General features: G+C 74.9%; 17 protein-coding genes. 8 read left to right on the forward strand and 9 right to left on the reverse strand.

The features are described 5' to 3' along the window. The first annotated feature begins 104 nt into the window (after positions 1-104). Positions 105-1670: an aldehyde dehydrogenase family protein gene (locus ACFPBZ_RS18170; protein ID WP_378037504.1), complete on the forward strand. Its 1566-nt coding sequence runs from the start codon at positions 105-107 to the stop codon at positions 1668-1670. Here ACFPBZ_RS18170 and ACFPBZ_RS18175 read toward each other — a convergent pair. Both ACFPBZ_RS18175 and ACFPBZ_RS18180 read right to left on the reverse strand, forming a co-directional pair. Then, positions 1655-3325 (reverse strand): AMP-binding protein, encoded by a 1671-nt coding sequence (locus tag ACFPBZ_RS18175; protein WP_378037505.1) that lies wholly within the window; start codon positions 3323-3325, stop codon positions 1655-1657. The genes ACFPBZ_RS18170 and ACFPBZ_RS18175 overlap by 16 nt on opposite strands. Before the next feature lie 29 nt (positions 3326-3354). Next, positions 3355-5040: an alpha-keto acid decarboxylase family protein gene (locus ACFPBZ_RS18180; protein WP_378037506.1), complete on the reverse strand. Its 1686-nt coding sequence runs from the start codon at positions 5038-5040 to the stop codon at positions 3355-3357. Between the two features lie 98 nt (positions 5041-5138). Between ACFPBZ_RS18180 and ACFPBZ_RS18185 the strand changes: the two genes are divergently transcribed. Together ACFPBZ_RS18185 and ACFPBZ_RS18190 are read left to right on the forward strand one after the other, a co-directional pair. Continuing rightward, positions 5139-6299 carry a PucR family transcriptional regulator gene (locus ACFPBZ_RS18185; protein ID WP_378037507.1) on the forward strand — a complete coding sequence of 387 codons (1161 nt, stop codon included), beginning with the start codon at positions 5139-5141 and terminating at the stop codon, positions 6297-6299. A 74-nt stretch (positions 6300-6373) separates the two neighbouring features. Beyond that, a complete protein-coding gene (locus ACFPBZ_RS18190) occupies positions 6374-7510 on the forward strand; it encodes an acyl-CoA dehydrogenase family protein (RefSeq protein WP_378037508.1) in 1137 nt (378 codons plus the stop codon). On the opposite strand, the gene ACFPBZ_RS18195 is transcribed toward ACFPBZ_RS18190, so the two are convergent. Next, positions 7485-8009, reverse strand: a complete 525-nt coding sequence (locus ACFPBZ_RS18195) for a GNAT family N-acetyltransferase (RefSeq protein WP_378037509.1) — start codon at positions 8007-8009, stop codon at positions 7485-7487. The two genes, ACFPBZ_RS18190 and ACFPBZ_RS18195, sit on opposite strands and share 26 nt — an antisense overlap. Before the next feature lie 436 nt (positions 8010-8445). On the opposite strand from ACFPBZ_RS18195, the gene ACFPBZ_RS18200 reads away from it, so the two are divergent. After that, entirely contained in the window at positions 8446-8742 is a 297-nt protein-coding gene (locus ACFPBZ_RS18200; RefSeq protein WP_378037510.1) for a hypothetical protein, read from the forward strand. A 134-nt stretch (positions 8743-8876) separates the two neighbouring features. Next, a complete protein-coding gene (locus tag ACFPBZ_RS18205; protein ID WP_378037511.1) occupies positions 8877-9338 on the forward strand; it encodes a L,D-transpeptidase in 462 nt (153 codons plus the stop codon). Here the strand turns inward: ACFPBZ_RS18205 and ACFPBZ_RS18210 are convergent. The 5 genes from ACFPBZ_RS18210 to ACFPBZ_RS18230 form a co-directional block, all read right to left on the reverse strand. Further along, complete coding sequence (locus ACFPBZ_RS18210) at positions 9335-9808, reverse strand: MarR family winged helix-turn-helix transcriptional regulator (RefSeq protein ID WP_378037512.1); 474 nt, start codon at positions 9806-9808, stop codon at positions 9335-9337. The genes ACFPBZ_RS18205 and ACFPBZ_RS18210 overlap by 4 nt on opposite strands. Before the next feature lie 2 nt (positions 9809-9810). Next, a complete protein-coding gene (locus tag ACFPBZ_RS18215) occupies positions 9811-10308 on the reverse strand; it encodes a VOC family protein (RefSeq protein WP_378037553.1) in 498 nt (165 codons plus the stop codon). A gap of 77 nt (positions 10309-10385) precedes the next feature. Next, positions 10386-11111, reverse strand: a complete 726-nt coding sequence (locus ACFPBZ_RS18220; RefSeq protein ID WP_378037513.1) for a pirin family protein — start codon at positions 11109-11111, stop codon at positions 10386-10388. 65 nt (positions 11112-11176) lie between these two features. Further along, on the reverse strand, positions 11177-11755 hold the full coding sequence (locus ACFPBZ_RS18225) for an Asp23/Gls24 family envelope stress response protein (RefSeq protein ID WP_378037514.1): 579 nt from the start codon (positions 11753-11755) through the stop codon (positions 11177-11179). Continuing rightward, positions 11752-12312, reverse strand: coding sequence for an RNA polymerase sigma factor (locus ACFPBZ_RS18230; RefSeq protein WP_378037515.1), 561 nt, complete (start codon positions 12310-12312; stop codon positions 11752-11754). The genes ACFPBZ_RS18225 and ACFPBZ_RS18230 overlap by 4 nt, the downstream gene beginning before the upstream one ends. 63 nt (positions 12313-12375) lie before the next feature. Here ACFPBZ_RS18230 and ACFPBZ_RS18235 point away from each other — a divergent pair, with 63 nt between their 5' ends. Both ACFPBZ_RS18235 and ACFPBZ_RS18240 read left to right on the forward strand, forming a co-directional pair. After that, positions 12376-13467 (forward strand): branched-chain amino acid aminotransferase, encoded by a 1092-nt coding sequence (locus ACFPBZ_RS18235; RefSeq protein ID WP_378037516.1) that lies wholly within the window; start codon positions 12376-12378, stop codon positions 13465-13467. A 118-nt stretch (positions 13468-13585) separates the two neighbouring features. Continuing rightward, on the forward strand, positions 13586-14383 hold the full coding sequence (locus ACFPBZ_RS18240; RefSeq protein WP_378037517.1) for a hypothetical protein: 798 nt from the start codon (positions 13586-13588) through the stop codon (positions 14381-14383). Here the strand turns inward: ACFPBZ_RS18240 and ald are convergent. Further along, positions 14329-15429: an alanine dehydrogenase gene (gene ald, locus ACFPBZ_RS18245; RefSeq protein ID WP_378037518.1), complete on the reverse strand. Its 1101-nt coding sequence runs from the start codon at positions 15427-15429 to the stop codon at positions 14329-14331. The two genes, ACFPBZ_RS18240 and ald, sit on opposite strands and share 55 nt — an antisense overlap. A gap of 89 nt (positions 15430-15518) precedes the next feature. On the opposite strand from ald, the gene ACFPBZ_RS18250 reads away from it, so the two are divergent. Next, the gene (locus ACFPBZ_RS18250; RefSeq protein WP_378037519.1) at positions 15519-16034 is read left to right on the forward strand and encodes an Lrp/AsnC family transcriptional regulator; all 516 of its coding nucleotides are present in this window, start codon (positions 15519-15521) and stop codon (positions 16032-16034) included. Positions 16035-16161 lie beyond the last annotated feature (127 nt).

Raw genomic sequence — 16161 nt, forward strand, 5'->3', positions numbered from 1 at the left:
CGGACCGATCGGTCCGCGTCACGGGGACCGGTCGGCGGGTTCCCCTCGGGCAGTGATCGTGGTCACCTGGGAGGGCGGTCGTCGACGAACAGGGGTGGTCGGACATGCCGGAGCGAGCGATCCCGGAGTACGCGACGTGGCAGGCGGTCCGGGAACGGGCCCGGGGGGCGGCGACGGAGGCGTTCGCCGACGAGGGGCCCGCGAACCTCATCGACGGCGAGTGGCGCGCCGTCGGCACCCCGGCCACCCAGACCTCGCCGGTCGACGGCACCACCCTCGGGTCGATGCTCAAGGTCGACCCGGAGACCGCGGAGGACGCGGTCCGGGCGGCCGCCCGCGCCCACCGGGACTGGGGGTCGGTCGACCTCGACGAGCGCAAGCGGCGGGTCAGTGCGGCGATCGACGCGATGGAGGGCGTCCGCGACGACCTCGCTCTGCTGCTCGCCTGGGAGATCGGCAAGCCGTGGAAGGCCGCGGGCGCCGACGTCGACCGCTGCCTCGAGGGCGGGCGCTGGTACGTCGAGCAGATCGAGGGGATGCTCTCCCGCGACGTCGACGGGAGGCCGGCGAGCCGGGTCCCGCTCGAGGGACCCGTCAGCAACATCGCGAGCTGGAACTACCCGATGAGCGTTCTCGTCCACGCCGAGCTCGTGCAGCTCCTGGCGGGCAACGCGGTCGTCGCGAAGACCCCCACCCAGGGCGGCGCGATGTGCCTGACGGTGGCGCACGCGCTGATGGCGCGCGAGGGCCTGCCGGTCACGCTCCTGTCCGGCGACGGCTCGTCGCTGTCCGACGCGCTCATCCGCTCCCCCGAGATCGGCGCGCTCGCCTTCGTCGGCGGGCGCTCGAACGGCGGGAAGGTGGCCGCGCAGCTCGCCGACACCGGCAAGCGCCACATGCTCGAGCAGGAGGGCCTCAACACCTTCGGGGTCTGGGAGTTCTCCGACTGGGAGACGCTCGCGGGCCTGCTCAAGAAGGGCTTCGAGTACGCCAAGCAGCGCTGCACGGCCTACCCGCGCTTCGTCGTGCAGCGCGAGCTGGTCGACGAGTTCCTCGGGACCTACCTACCGGTGGTGCAGGGGGTGCGCTTCGGCCACCCGCTCGCCGCCGGCGAGGACGGCGAGCTGCCCGGCCTCGACTTCGGGCCGCTCATCTCCGCGGCGAAGGCCAAGGAGCTCGACGACTCGGTGCGCGAGGCGCTGAGCCACGGCGCGGTGCCGCTGTACCGCGCCGGGACCGACGCGGGCGAGTTCCTCCCCGGCCAGGACACCTCGGCGTACCACGCCCCGGTGACGCTGCTGGCCCCGCCGGGGGCGTCGCGCCTCATGCACGAGGAGCCGTTCGGGCCGATCGACTCGATCGTCGTCGTCGACACCGAGGCCGAGCTCCTCGCCCAGATGAACGCCTCCAACGGCGCGCTCGTCGCCAGCATCGCCTGCGACGACGAGACCGTCGGCGGGCGGCTCGCCGAGCAGGTGCAGGCGTTCAAGGTGGGGCTCAACAAGCTCCGCTCCCGCGGGGACAAGGACGAGCCGTTCGGCGGGCGCGGCGCGTCGTGGAAGGGCGCTTTCGTGGGCGGCGAGCTGCTGGTGCACGCCGTGACCGTGGGGCCGGAGGGCGAGTCGCTCTACGGCAACTTCCCCGGCTACAACCGCTACCCGGAGGTCTGAGCGCGGAGCTGCTCCCGCAGGCGGAACCGCTGGACCTTGCCGCTCGGGGTCCGGGGCAGCTCGGGGACCACGTGGACCGCCCGCGGGTAGGCGTGGGCGGCGAACCCGGTCTTCACCAGCTGCTGGAGCTCGGCCTCGAGGTCCGCCCGGACCCCGGCGGCGGGATCCAGCACGACGAAGGCCTGGAGGACCTCGCCGCGCAGCGCGTCCGGGGCGGCGACGACCGCGGCGTCGGCGACGTCGGGGTGCGTCACCAGCACGCTCTCGACGTCGAAGGGGCCGATGCGGTACCCGGCCATGATGATCACGTCGTCGTCCCGGGAGGAGAACGCGAGGCGGCCGTCGGCGGCCTGGCTCGCCGTGTCGCCGGTGAGGTACCAGCGCCCGTCGGCGGAGTACCGCTCCGCCGTCCGCTCCGGGGCATCGGCGTACCCGGGGAACCACATCAGCGGGCTGCGGGCCGTGTCGACGGCGAGACGGCCCACCGTGTCGGCCGGGACGACCTCGTCGCGGTCCTCCGCGAGGACGACGCAGGTCCACCCGGGCAACGGGTGCCCCATCGACCCGGGGACGACCTCCCGACGCAGGTCGGGGCGCCAGGCGTTCGCGACGACCATGCCGAGCTCGGTCTGGCCGTAGTGGTCGCGCACCTCGATCCCGAGGTCCTCGCGTGACCAGCGCACGACGTCGGGGGTCAGCGGCTCCCCGGCCGACGAGGCGCACCGCAGGCGCACCCCGTGGTCGCCGTCCGGCCGCCCCGCCTGCAGGGCCCGGTAGACGGTCGGCGCGGCGGCGAGGTCGGTGACGCCCAGGTCGCGCAGGAGCTCCCAGGTGAGCGGGGCGGAGAACGGGGCGTGGAGCAGGACGTTCGGCCGCCCGAGTGCCATCGGCGCGAGCACGCCGTAGTAGAGCCCGTAGGCCCAGCCCGGGTCGGCGACGTTCCAGTAGACGTCGTCGTCGCGCAGGTCGAGGGCGTCGACGAGGTAGCGCCGCATCGCGCTCACGGCGCGCAGCGGGACCGGCACCCCCTTGGGCGTCCCGGTGGTCCCGCTGGTGAACAGCAGCACCAGGACGCCGTCGCCCCCGACCCGCGCGGGGGTCGGCGAGGGTGCGGACTCCCCGGCCAGGAGGTCGGCGAGCCGGAGCCGGGTGGGGTCCTCGGGGCGCTCCCCACCGACCTGGACGATCAGCCGGTCGGCGTCGGTGCGCAGCTTGCCGACCTGGTCGGCGTCGGCGACGACGACCGCGGCCCCGCTCGCGGCCAACCGGAGCTCGACGGCGGGGCCCGCGAAGGCGGTGAACAGCGGGACGTGCACGGCGCCGAGGCGCCAGATGCCGAGCAGCACGGCGGGGAGGTCGGCGGACTTGCCCATGAGGACCCCCACCGCGTCGCCCCGGGCGACACCCCTCGAGGCGAGGGCGGCCGCGACGCGGTCCGACCGCTGGGCGAGGTCGCCGAAGCTCACGTCCTCGGGGTGCCGGTCGGGTCCGACGACGGTGAACGCGACGCCGTCGGCGGGGTGCCGGTCGCAGAGCAGCTCGGCGGCGCAGGCGTCGTCGGCGCCGAACTCGTCGGGGCCGAACCCGTCGGGTCCGGACGCGTCGGGGCGGTCCCGGTCGACGGCGTCGTCGGGGGCGGGCGATGCGGTGGTCACGGGGTCCTCCGGGATCGGGGGTGCGGGGGTCAGTAGGCGTTGCGCCGCGCGACGACGGCCGCGACGGCGGTGAGGAGTTCGGGGGCGTCCTCCTCGGGCAGGACGGCCTGCACGACGCAGGGCCGGTGGGGATCGTCCCGCGCCTTGTCCAGCGCCGCGGCCAGGGCGGGGACGGTCTCCGCGCGCACGACGAGCGCGTCGCCGAGTCCCAGCGCGGCGGGCAGTTCCTGCCAGTCCCACGCCGCCACGTCGTGGTAGGCGGCCTCCGGGTGGTGGATGGCGCGCTCGACGGTGTAGCCGCGGTTGTCGACGACCACCACCACCGGGGCGAGCCCCCGGCGACCGAAGGTCCCCAGCTCCTGCGCGGTGAGCTGGACCGACCCGTCGCCGATCACCAGCACCGCCCGGCCCGGGTCGGTCGGGGCGGCGAGCTGGGCACCCAGCAACGCGGGCAACGTGTAGCCGATCGACGACCACAGGCCCTGGGCGAGGAAGCCGGACCGGGCGGGCAGGCGGATGGCCAGCGCGCCGTAGTACGGGGTGCCCGACTCGGCGGCGAGGAGGTCACCCGGCCGGAGCCACTGCTCGATCGTCGTCCAGAGCGCCCGCTGGTCCAGCCGCTCCGCGGGGACCTCCGGACGGGTCCGGGCGGGGGTCGCGGGGGCGGTCGCCCGCGGGTGTCGACGCAGCTCGGCGGTGATCACGGCGAGGGCGTCGCCGAGGGCGACGGGGGCGAACTCGTCCGCGCCGGCGCGCACCAGGCCCGGTTCGACGACGAGCACCGGACGGGCCGGGTCCTCGGGGGGCGCGGTGAACACGACGACGCCGTCCGGCCCCGGTCCGCCCACGCCGACCACCAGCGGGGCGGCCGCCACGACCTCGGCGACCCCCGGGGTCAGCTCCCCCGCGTAGAGGCCCAGGAACCGCGGGTCGGACTCGTCGAGCACGCCCTTGCCGCGGTGCAGGGTCGCCGAGCGCACACCGCCGTCCGCGACGAGCTCCCGCAGGCGGGCGCCCTGGCCGAACCGGTCCGCGAGGTGGCCGGCGAGGACGACCACGCCGGCGGGACCACCGGCCTCGTCGAGCCGCCGGCGCACGTGGCCGGCGAGCTCGTGGAGGGCGTCCGGGTCGGAGACGTCCTCCACCTCGAGCGGCGCCGCGGGGGGCGCGCACGGGGCGGAGACGACGTCGGCGTTCAGCGTCAGGTGGACCGGCATCCGGTGCCGGAGGGCCTCGGTCAGCACCCGGTCGATCTCGGCCGGCGCGTCGGCGGCGGACGGCCACGCCCGGGCGTGGACCACCTCGCCGTAGGCGCGGGCGAAGCGGCGGAAGTCGCCGTCGCCGTAGGTGTGGTGGGCGGCTGCCGAGGCCTCGACGACCGCCGTCGCGGGAGCGCCCGTGATCTGGAGGACCGGGACCTGCTCGGCCGCACTGCCGGCCACGCCGTTGATCGCCGAGAGCTCCCCGACGCCGAGGGTGGTCGCCAGCACCCCGAGCCCCGGGCCGCCGCGCGCGCACTCCCGGCGGGCGTATCCGTCCGCTGCGTAGGCGGCGTTGAGCTCGTTGGTGGTCCCCACCCACTCCAGGCCGTCGGTCGCGAGGATGCGGTCGAGGAGCCCCAGGGAGTAGTCGCCGGGCACGCCGAACACGTGCCCGACCCCGCGCTCGGTGAGCCGGGCGAGCAGGTAGTCGGCCACGCAGTAGGAGTTCGTCACGCCGTCAGGCTGCCGCCCGGCGACCGGGGCACACGAGAGCGGCGACCACGAGTTCTCCGGGTGCGACCCTGCGGTTTCCACGAGACGGGGGTGCTGCGGTGACCGACGGGTGGGAGTCCGCGGCCCGGTTGTGCCGGGACGCGAAGGAGGATCTGCCGGAATTGACGAGGACGGCCGTCGCACGGATCCGCGCCGAGGTCGGCGGGACGTACGCCCCGGTCCCGACCGACGAGCACTTCGCGGACGTCGACGGGCAGTACGCCGCGCTGCTCGACGGTCTGGCCGCACGCCGGCACCCCAGCGCCGCCGACGCGGACCGGGCGCGGGAGCTCGGGGCCCGGCGGGCCCGCCAGGGCCTTCCCCTCGAGTCGGTCATCTCGGCGTACCACATCGGCTACCGCGAGCTGTGGAACGCGCTGCTCGAGCGGGCGGAGCTCGAGGACCCCGAGCTCGCGGTGCGCCTGCTGCGGCTGGTCAACCTCGTCTGGACCTGGGTGCAGCGGGCGAGCGCCGCCGCGGCCGACGGGTTCGCCGAGGTGACGCTGGCCCGGCAGGCCGCCACCACCGAGCTGGCCCACCGCTTCCTCGAGGCTCTCTACACGGGCGAGTCCGCGGGCGAGGACGTCGCCCTCGCCGCCCGGGCACTGGGCTTCGATCCCGCCGCCGACTTCCGGGCCGTCTGCGCCGACGTCGCGGACACCGACGGCGCCGACCTCGAACGGGTGCGGACCGCGCTGCGCCGGACCGGCAGCACGGCGGCGGCCGTGCGGGGCGACGTGCTGGTGCTCGTCGCGCAGGGGGTCGACGACGCCCTGCGGCCCGAGCGGGTGGCCGACCTGCTGGGCCGGGGACCGGTGGGGATCGGTCTCTCCCGCCGCGGTCTCCCCGGGGCCGCGGCGAGCATCGTCGACGCCGAGCGTTCCCTCGCCGTCGCCCGCCGCACCGGCGAGCCGGCCGCGTTCGGTGACCACTGGATGCTCGCGACCCTCCTCCCCCATCACCACGAGCTCGGGGCCGTGCTCGACACCGACGCCGACGAGCGCCACCCCCACCTCCGCGACGCCGTGACGGCCTACGCGGACCACGGCTTCTCGACGACCGCCGCCGCCACGGCGCTTCACCTGCATCCGAACACGGTCAAGTACCGCCTCGACCGCTGGCAGCTCCTCACCGGCTGGGACCCCCGCACGTTCGACGGCCTCGCCCGTTCCCTGACCGCGATCGGGCTCCGGACGCCGGACGCGCGTCGACACCCGTGACCTCCGGGGTCTCGACCTGCAGGGCAGAAACAGTCAGGATGGACCGGAAGCCGTCGTCAGGAGAGGACCCGCACATGCCCGTCACGCTCACCGAGGAGCAGACCGCGTTCGCCGGAGCGATCGGCGAGTTCGCCCGCCGCGAGGTGCCGGACAAGGCCGCGCTCGACCGTCTCACCGTCGAGGGCCCGCACAGCGACGAGGTCTATCGCAAGATCGCCGACCTGGGCTGGCTCGGCATCTCCCTGCCCGAGGAGTACGGCGGCGCCGACGGCTCCATGACCGACCTCCTGGTCTTCCTCGAGGAGACCTCGTACCACCGCCTGCCCATCGGCGGCTTCGGCACGACGATCATCACGGCGGCCGCGATCCAGAAGTTCGGCTCCGACGCCCAGAAGGCCGAGCTGCTCGGCGGCACCTCGCGGGGCGACGTCCTCGCCATCTCGATGTCCGAGCCGGGCGCGGGCTCCGACGTCGGCGGCCTGACCTGCAGGGCCACCAAGACCGAGGACGGCTGGGTGATCGACGGCCAGAAGACCTGGTGCTCGAACGCCCACATCGCCTCGCACATCCTGCTGGTCGCCCGCACCTCCACCGAGGGCGGCAAGCACGACGGCCTGACGATGTTCGTCGTGCCCACCGATGTCGCGGGCCTCGAGATCCACGGCATCGAGACGATGGGTGGCAAGGAGGTCAACGACCTCTACTTCACCGACTGCCACCTGCCGGCCGACGCGGTCGTCGGGACCGAGGGGCAGGGCTGGCGCCAGCTCATGGCCGGGCTGAACCTGGAGCGGATGATCCTCGCCGGGCTGATGCTGGGCCTCGCGCGCCGAGCGTTCGACGACACCCTCGACTACGTCAAGGGCCGCGAGCAGTTCGGCCGGCCGGTCGGCACCTTCCAGGCCCTGCGCCACCGGATCGCCGACAACGCGACCGAGCTCGCGGCCACGAAGCTGCTGGTGCACGACACCGCGGCGACGATCGACGCGAACCCCACCGCGCTGTTCCCGCGCGAGGCGTCGATGGCCAAGCTCAAGGCCACCGAGCTCGCGAAGCACCTCTCGCTCGAGGGGATGCAGATGCTGGGCGGCTACGGCTACGCCACCGAGTACGGCATGGAGCGGCTGCTGCGGCTCTCGGTGGTCTCCACCGTCTACGGCGGTACCAGCGAGATCCAGCGCGACATCATCGGGAAGACCCTGGGTCTCTAGGTTCCGGGCCTCCGAGCCCGATCACGGCGGCCACGGCGTCGGCGTCCCCGCTCAGCGCGGCGCCGTGGCGGCGCAGGGCACCGAGCGCGGCGGCGTTGTCGGCCGTGGTGTCCGCGACGAGCCGGTCGGCACCGTCCTGGGCGGCCCGCTGCGCCAGGAGACCGAGGACGGCCGTCCCGATCCCCCGGCCGCGGGCCCCGCGGGACAGCCAGACCCCGGTCTCTGCGCCGGCCCCGTCCCGGCGCAGACGCGCGACCCCCACCACGGCCGCGCCCTCGACGACGAGGTACGACGTCTCCGTCGCCGGCCGCCCACGGAGGAACCGGGCGTAGGCGCGCTCGCGGAGCAGGGTCCAGTCGTCGGGGTGCGGGCCGTCGTCGGGGGGCATGACCTCGCGCGGCAGGGCACCGGCCACCGCGGCGGCCACGACGGCGTCGACCTCGGAGCGGTCGCCGACGTCGAGGCGGCGGAGGGCGACGACCGGGGGCGGGAGGGTCATGCAGCCAGCCTGCGCCGGTCGGCAGGCCGCTCACCAGCGGTTTTCCTGGTGAGCACCGTCGGTGACCCGGCCACTCGGTCCGACGATTCACGGACAGTGAGCGTGTTCACTGCGTAGCGTCACCAGCTTCTGAGTGATCCGCGTCTCACCAGCTTGGCCGCATCGTCGAAGGTCGACACTACCGACGCCGCGCGCCCGGCGGTTGTCGACACCGCTCCCGGCGGAGGGCGTCACCCGGATTCGCGCCGGGGGTCACCAAGGGTGTCGGGCCCGCCCGGTCCGGCCGTCGTCGATCATCCGCGGTACCCGCGGGACCGGCTAATCTCGGGCGCCACCATCAGGAAGCCGGACGATGTCGGGGTCGGACGGCACCGACCGGGTCGGCCGCAGCCGCCCGCAGCCGAGGGGGAGGCCTCTTCTCGTGGACGAGATCCGCATGCCCGACCGTGACGGCACCACCGCACCCGCGCTCCGTGACCTGGTGGAGGACGTGCTCGAGGACCGGGAGTCGCTCGAGGACCGCCTCGACGCCTGCGACGCCTACATCGTCCTCGTCGCCGATCCCGACACCGGGGCGCTCGACTCCTACGGCCCGTTCGACGGCACCACGGCCCTCCTCGACGCCGCCCGCCGCCGCGAGGACCTCGATGACGGCGACCTGGGCGACGTCACCGTCGCCGTCGTGCGCCACCACCTGCCGTCGCAGGGCTCCGGGCGGCACGCCGTCGACTGACGGCCCGCTCCGAGGGTCGGCGTCCGGGTGACGAAGCGGCCACGATCCGGTCGAGTCGGCCTCCGCCCGGCGTGTCGCGACCCCCTGTGGGGGATGTTGACCACGAGCACCGCCCGAGCGAGGAGCTGATCGTCGTGGCCGTCCGTCACCACACCGCCCGCCGCTGGACCGCACGCGTCGGCATCACCGCCGTGACCTGCCTCGCCGCCGCCAGCCTCGGGCTCGGCACCGCCCAGGCCGCCCCCGGCACCCCCTGCGCGCCGACCGCGAAGGCCTGCATGGACCTCTCGAGCCGCCAGGCGTGGCTCACCGACGGGGCGGGCCACGTGACCGCCGGCCCGTTCGCGGCGCGGGGCGGGAAGTCGGGCGCGGCCACCCCCGTCGGCACCTTCACCGTGCAGAAGAAGGTGAAGAACTACTGGAGCAAGGCCTTCGACGCGCCCATGCCGAACTCGGTGTTCTTCAAGCCGGGCTACGCCTTCCACGCCGGGAGCCCGGCCGTGGCCTCGAACGGCTGCATCCACCTGAACCGGGGGGCGTCGCAGCAGTTCTTCGACACCCTGCAGGTCGGCGACCGGGTGCAGATCGTCCCCTAGACGCCCGGGGTCCGCCGCGCCGCCGTCATCGCGTCCGTCATGGCCTCGAGGTAGCGGCGGACGGCGGCGAGCTCGGCGTCGTCGAACCCGTCCATCACCGCGTCCGAGAGCCGGCCGATCGGACCGAAGAACTCGGCCGCCACCGCCCGGGCGCCCGGCGCGTACTGCAGGAGCACCCGGCGGCGGTCGGCGGGGTCGCGGCGGCGCTCGACGTGTCCCGCCGCGACCAGCCGGTCGACCACGCCGGTCACCGAGCCCGAGGTGAGGGAGAGCGCCTCGCCGAGCGCGCCCGCCGTCAGGAACTCCCCCTCGGACTCGGCCTGCATCACGTGCAGCAGGGCCTCGAGGTCGGTCGGGTGCAGCCCCTGACGGGCGGCGAAGGCGTCCGCGAGATGCCGGGACGACTGCGTCAGGCGCTGGAGGGCACGGACGATCGCCGCACGCTGGTCGCCGCTTCTCGCCTCGTCCATCCCTACATCGTGTCGTGCCCGTACATCCGGCCCAGCGGGTCGTGGATGAACTCGATGCGGGCACCGTCGGGGTCGAAGGTGTAGATCGAGGTGCCGGACTCCAGCATGTACTCGATCCCCCGCTCGTCGAGGCGCGCGCGGATCTCGTGCCAGTGCTCCTCGGAGACCGACAGGCACAGGTGGTGCAGCCCGCCGAGCACCTCCTGGTACGGCCCCGGCTCGACACCGGGCAGGTCGAAGAACGCCAGGTGGTTGCCGTTGCCGACGTCGAAGAAGAAGTGCGTCGACCCCGCGAGGTCGCGGTTCTCGAACAGCACGGTGACGGGGAAGCCCGCGACGTTCTGGTACCACTCGGTGGTGGTGCGCACGTCGCGGCAGATCAGGGCGACGTGGTGGACGCCCTGCCCGTAGCTCTTCGGCCGCTGCTCCTTGGAGAACAGGAACTCGGCGCGGACCCGGTCGCGGATCTCCTCGAGCTCCCGGCGCTGCTCGGCGGTGATCAGCGAGGCCTTCTCGGCCTCCGACTCCTCGCCGTCGCCGCGCGTCGGTTCGGGGGTGACGGACTCCTCGGTGGTGCTCACGGTCGTTCTCCTTCGTCCGGCACGAGGTCCTCGTGCATCTCCCACACGAGGATCTCGGCGTCGGTGGTCGCGGTCAGGGGGGTCGGGGTCGTGTCGGCGGCGCGGACCGCGTCGCCGGGGTGCAGGGTCAGGTCGCCGACGACGGCCTCGCCGCGGGCGACGAACACGTGGAGCCGCCGCGCGGCCGGGAGCTCGACGCGGGTGCCGGCGCGGGGGCGGGCGACGTGGAACACCGCCGCCGTCCCGAGCCCGACCGGCCCGGCGCCGCCGGCCACCGCGACGAGCGAGCCGTCGGCGAGGTCGGGGCCCACGTCGTGGCGCGCGTAGGACGGCTCGGTGCCCGGCACGTCGGGCACCAGCCACATCTGGACGAGGTGCAGCTCGTCGTCCCCCGCGTTGCGCTCGGTGTGGACCACGCCGCGGCCGGCACTGAGCCGCTGCACGGTCCCCGGCGTGACGCGCGCGGTCCGCCCGGCGTCGTCGGTGTGCTCGAGCGTGCCGGTGAGCACCCACGTGACGATCTCGGTGTCGCGGTGCGGGTGCTCGTCGTACCCGGCGCCGGGGGCGATGCGGTCCTCGTTGTGCGCGAGGAGCAGGCCGTGGTGGGTGTTCCCCGGCTCGTGGTGGTGGCCGAAGGAGAACGAGTGCCGCGTGACGATGCCGGGGGACGCGCCCAACCCCCGGTCGGCGCCGCGGCGCACGTCCATCGTCCCCCCAGACACCCCGGTGCTTGAACCTTCAGCGAGTGTGCCCCGGGCGGCGGCGGGACGCGACCCACAGGGCCCCGTCAGGGGAAGACGTCGTCCACCACGACGGTGACGTCGACCGGTTCGAGCCCGGTCGCCTCCCGCACCCCGCGCGAGACCGCGCCCCGGATCCGCTCCCCCAGGGCCTGCAGGTCCTGGCCGTAGCGCGCGGCCAGCGTGATCTGCACGGCCGTCGACCCACCGGCGACGCCCGCGGCCACGTCGGGCACCACCTCGCCGCCGGCCTCGTGCTCGCTCGCCGCCAGGCGCCCGAGGGCGACCTCCACCCCGGGCACCTGCGCGGCGAGGTGCCGGGCCAGCGCGACGACCACCCGCGCCGCCACCCGGGTGTGCCCCTGCGGGGTGCTGATCCGGCCGTACTCGGGTTCGGACGAGACGCCGCGGACGGTCCGCAGCGCGGCCTCGATGACCGCGGGCGGGGCCTGCGGCCGGTCGGCCTCCACGGCGCGCACGGGGGCCCAGAGCCGGTCGAACTCCGCGAGGGCCGCCCGGCAGTGCGGGCAGCCGCTCTGGTGCTCGTCGAGCTCGGTGGCGCGTCCCTCGGCGACCTGCTCGAGCAGCGGTTCCGTGGGGCGGCCACAGGCGAGGTGGTCGGTCATCGCCAGCTCCTCATCTCGGCGAGCAGGGTGGTGCGGGCACGGGCGAGACGGCCGCGCACCGTCGCCTCCGACGTCTTGGTGATCGCGGCGGCCTGCGCGTAGCTCAGGCCCTCGATCTGGCAGAGCACGAGCGGGACGCGCAGCGGTTCGGGCAGCCGGGCGATCGCGGCCAGCCCGGCCCGCAGCTCCTCCCCGGCCACCACGGACCGTTCCGGTCCCGCCGAGGGCGCGAGGTCGGTCTCGCTCGGCTCGTCGTACGGGCGCCGGCGCCGGCGCAGGTCCAGGCTGCGGTTCACGACGACGCGGTAGAGCCAGGTGGTGAAGGCCGACGTGCCGGCGAACCCCGCGAGCGCCGTCCAGAGCTGGATGACGACCTCCTGGGTGACGTCGTCCGCGTCGGCCGGGTCCCCGGTGATCCGCAGGGCGATGCGGTAGATCCGGTCGCGGTGGCGGCGGATCAGCTCCTCGTGGGCGCCAGGGTCCCCCTCCCGCGCCTTCCCGACGAGCCAGCGGTCGACCAGGGCGTCCCGGTCGCGCTCGTCGTCGGGCTGCGTCACGGCCTGCCACTACCCCGGGAATGGCACTGGAACACGGACGGCCTCCGATGCCACCGTGACGGGGTGACCTCCGCCGGCACCCGGACCTTCCCGTTCACGCCCACCGCGCACCCGACCCCCGCCGCCCGGCGCGCCGAGCTGCTCGTCGAGCCCGGCTTCGGGCAGGTGTTCACCGACCACACGGCGACGGCGACGTGGACCGCCGGGCGCGGCTGGCACGACGAGGCGGTGCGCGCGAGCGAGCCGCTGGTGCTGCACCCCGCGGCGGCGGTGCTGCACTACGCGCAGGAGATCTTCGAGGGGCTGAAGGCCTACCGGCAGCCCGACGGCTCGGTCGCGCTCTTCCGCCCCGAGCTCAACGCCGCCCGGTTCGCCCACTCCGCCCGCCGGCTCTCCCTGCCCGAGCTGCCGGTCGACGCGTTCCTCGAGGCGGTGCGCGGCGTGGTCCGGGCCGACGAGGCGTGGGTCCCCGAGGCGCCCGCGTCGCTCTACCTGCGCCCCTTCACGGTGGCCACCGAGGCGTTCCTCGGCGTGCGGCCGGCCGACGAGGCGCGGTTCTGCGTCGTCGCGTGCCCCGCCGGGCCGCTGTTCGCCGGCCGCGACGCCGGGCTCACCCTCTGGATCTCCGCCGAGCTGTCGCGGGCCGCCCCGGGGGGCACGGGCGACGCCAAGTGCGGCGGGAACTACGCCGCCGGGCTCGCCGCCCAGACCCTGGCCCGCACCCACGGGTGCGACCAGGCCCTGTTCCTCGACGCCGCCGAGCACCGCTGGCTCGAGGAGTCGGGGACGATGAACGTCCTGCTGGTGACCGCCGACGGCGACCTGGTCACCCCGCCGCTCGGCACGATCCTCGACGGCGTCACGCGGCGCAGCGTCCTCGAGCTCGCCGCCGGGCACGGGCTGCGCGCGGTGGAGCGGCCCGTGTCGGTGGAGGAGCTGACGGCCGGGTGCGCCGACGGGTCGATCACCGAGGTCTTCGCGGCCGGGACCGCCGCGGTGATCAGCCCGATCATCGCCTTCCGCTCGACCGCGGGCGGGTTCACGGTGGGGTCCGGGGCGCCGGGCCCGCACACGCTGGCGCTGCGCGAGGAGCTGCTGGACATCCAGTTCGGCCGGGTCGCCGACCCGCGCGGCTGGCGGGTGTCGGTCGACTGAGGCCCATCGTTACTCCGAACAGCCGATCGAGTGACATCACTTGACGTAACAATTCGACGCCGGAGAGCGACACACAGTCACGATGACCCCCGGAGATCGGAGGCCGACCGTGGCGACCGTGCACCGCACCCGACCCACCGTCCCGCCCGGCACGACACCCCCGCAGGCCGACCTCCTGCGCCACCGCCTCGACGCCGCGGCCGCGGCGCGCGCCCAGACGCCGCTCGTGGCACTCGCGGGCGTCTGCGTCACCGTCGCGGTCGCCCTCGTGGCCGGGCCGGCGGCGGCGGCCGTCGCCCTCGTCGTCGGGACGCTCGCGGTGCTGGTGACCCGCGGCCACGACCGCACCCGCCGGACGGTCGCCGTCACCTGCGGGGCGCCGAACGCCCGCCACGAGCAGCTCGTCGCGATCTTCGAGCGGGTGCGGTGCGCCGCCACCTCCTGGGAGCCCCAGGTGTGGGAGGTCGGCGACAAGGCGGTGCACCACCCGGTCTCGCGGCGCTGCGACGGGCCGCGCCACCTGCGCGCGGACGGCCCGGTGCCCACCTTCGCGGGCACGCGGCGGGAGCTCGCCCTCCTGCCCGAGCACGTCGTGCTGCGCGACGGCCGGTTCCACACGGTCGTCGGCTACGACGCCCTCGAGGTCGCCGCGTCGGTCCAGGAGCGCGCCGGGGGCGGCCGCCTGGGCCGGCTCACGGTGCGGGCCGCGGGTCTCGAGTCGGTGTACGACCTCGCCTCGATCGACGCCGCCTGCGAGCTCGCCGCCGCGCTGCGCGGCATGACCGACGCGCAGCACCGCCCGGCCGCCCGGTGGCCGGTCGAGGTCCCCGCCCAGCGCCGGGAGACCCAGCGCCGGGAGACTCAGCGCCGCGCGGCGACCGGCAGCCCGTGGGCCTCCCCGACGGTGGCGCTGTAGAGCTCACCCGCGTGGGTCGCGAGACCCTCCGCGAGACCCGGGTCGGCGTCGAGCGCGGCCTCCCAGCCGAGGTCGGCCAGGGCGAGCACGAACGGCGTCGTCGCGTGGGTCAGCGCGTGCGTCGAGGTGTTCGGCACCGCCCCGGGCATGTTCGCGACGCAGTAGAACAGCGCGTCGTGCACCCGGAAGGTCGGGTCGGAGTGCGTCGTGGGCCGCGAGTCCTCGAAGCAACCGCCCTGGTCGATCGCGATGTCGACCAGCACCGCGCCGGCCTTCATCCGCGCGACGAGGTCGTTGGACACGAGCTTCGGCGCCTTCGCCCCCGGGATGAGCACCGCGCCGACCACGAGGTCGGCGTCGAGCACCGCGCGCTCGAGGTTCTCGGTGTTCGAGTACAGGGTCTGCACCCGCCCCGCGTACCGGGCGTCGAGCGCGCGCAGCGTGTCGAGGTTCTTGTCGAGCACCGTGACGCGGGCGTGCATGCCGACCGCCATCTGGATCGCGGCCGCCCCCGAGACGCCGCCGCCGATCACCACGACGTGCGCCGCGGGCGCTCCGGGCACCCCGCCAAGCAGCAGGCCGCGGCCGCCGTGCGAGCGCATCAGGTGGTACGCGCCGACCTGCGGGGCGAGCCGGCCCGCGACCTCGCTCATCGGCGCGAGCAGCGGCAGCGCGCCGTGGCGGGTGACCGTCTCGTAGGCGATCGCGGTGGTGCCGGCGTCGAGCAGCGCGTCGGTGCACGGGCGCGACGCGGCCAGGTGCAGGTAGGTGAACAGCGTCAGGTCCGATCGCAGGCGGTGGTACTCCGGCTCCACCGGCTCCTTGACCTTGACGACCATCTCGGCGTCGCCCCACACCGCGTCGGCGTCCGCGACGATCCGCGCGCCGGCCTCCTTGTACTCGTCGTCGCCGAACGCGGAGCCGGCGCCCGCGCCCTGCTCGACGGTCACCTGGTGGCCGTGGGCGACCAGCTCGCGCACACCCCCGGGCGTCAGGGCCACCCGGAACTCGTTGTCCTTGACCTCGGCGGGCACCGCGACCTTCATCTGCGTCCTCCGTTCGACGTGTGTCCCCATGGTGAACGTCCTGCGCCCGCAGCGGTACATCTACGAACAAGGTTCTGTAACGTACGGGCGTGAGCGAACTTCCCGACGATCCACTGGTCCGGTCGCGCATCGCACCGAACGATCTGCGGGACGCCGCGGCGCTCGACGAGGTCGACCGCGCCCTGCTGGCCCACCTCGTCGCCGACGCCCGCACCACCAACGCCGCGCTGGCCGAGGCGGCGGGGATCGCGCCGTCGACCTGCCTCGCCCGCGTGCGGTCGCTACGCGAGCGCGGGGTGATCCGCGGGTACCACGCCGACGTCGACCCGGCGGCCGTCGGCCTGCCGCTCCAGGCGATGATCTCGGTGCGGCTGCAGAGCGACGCCCGCGACCGGCTTGGCGAGTTCGTCGGGCTGGTGCGCCGCCTGCCCGCGGTGCGCGACGTCTACTTCGTCGCGGGCGCCGACGACTACCTGCTGCACGTCGCGACGTCGGGCACCGGGGCGCTGCGCGACCTCGTCGCCACCCTGAACTCCCACCGCGACGTCGCGGGCACCGTCACCAGCCTGATCTTCGACCACATCCGCACCGCGAACGTCAGCTGAGTGTCCGCACTGCGGCCATGCTGACACTGGACGTCACGATCGGACGATGTACGGGGGCCGCTCGCCGAGTGGGCGCTCATGGTCGTCCGGACGACCCTCGACGCCCACTCGGCAACGTCGAGATCGC

This window comes from Actinomycetospora atypica (assembly GCF_042653685.1).
GTDB lineage: Bacteria > Actinomycetota > Actinomycetes > Mycobacteriales > Pseudonocardiaceae > Actinomycetospora > Actinomycetospora atypica.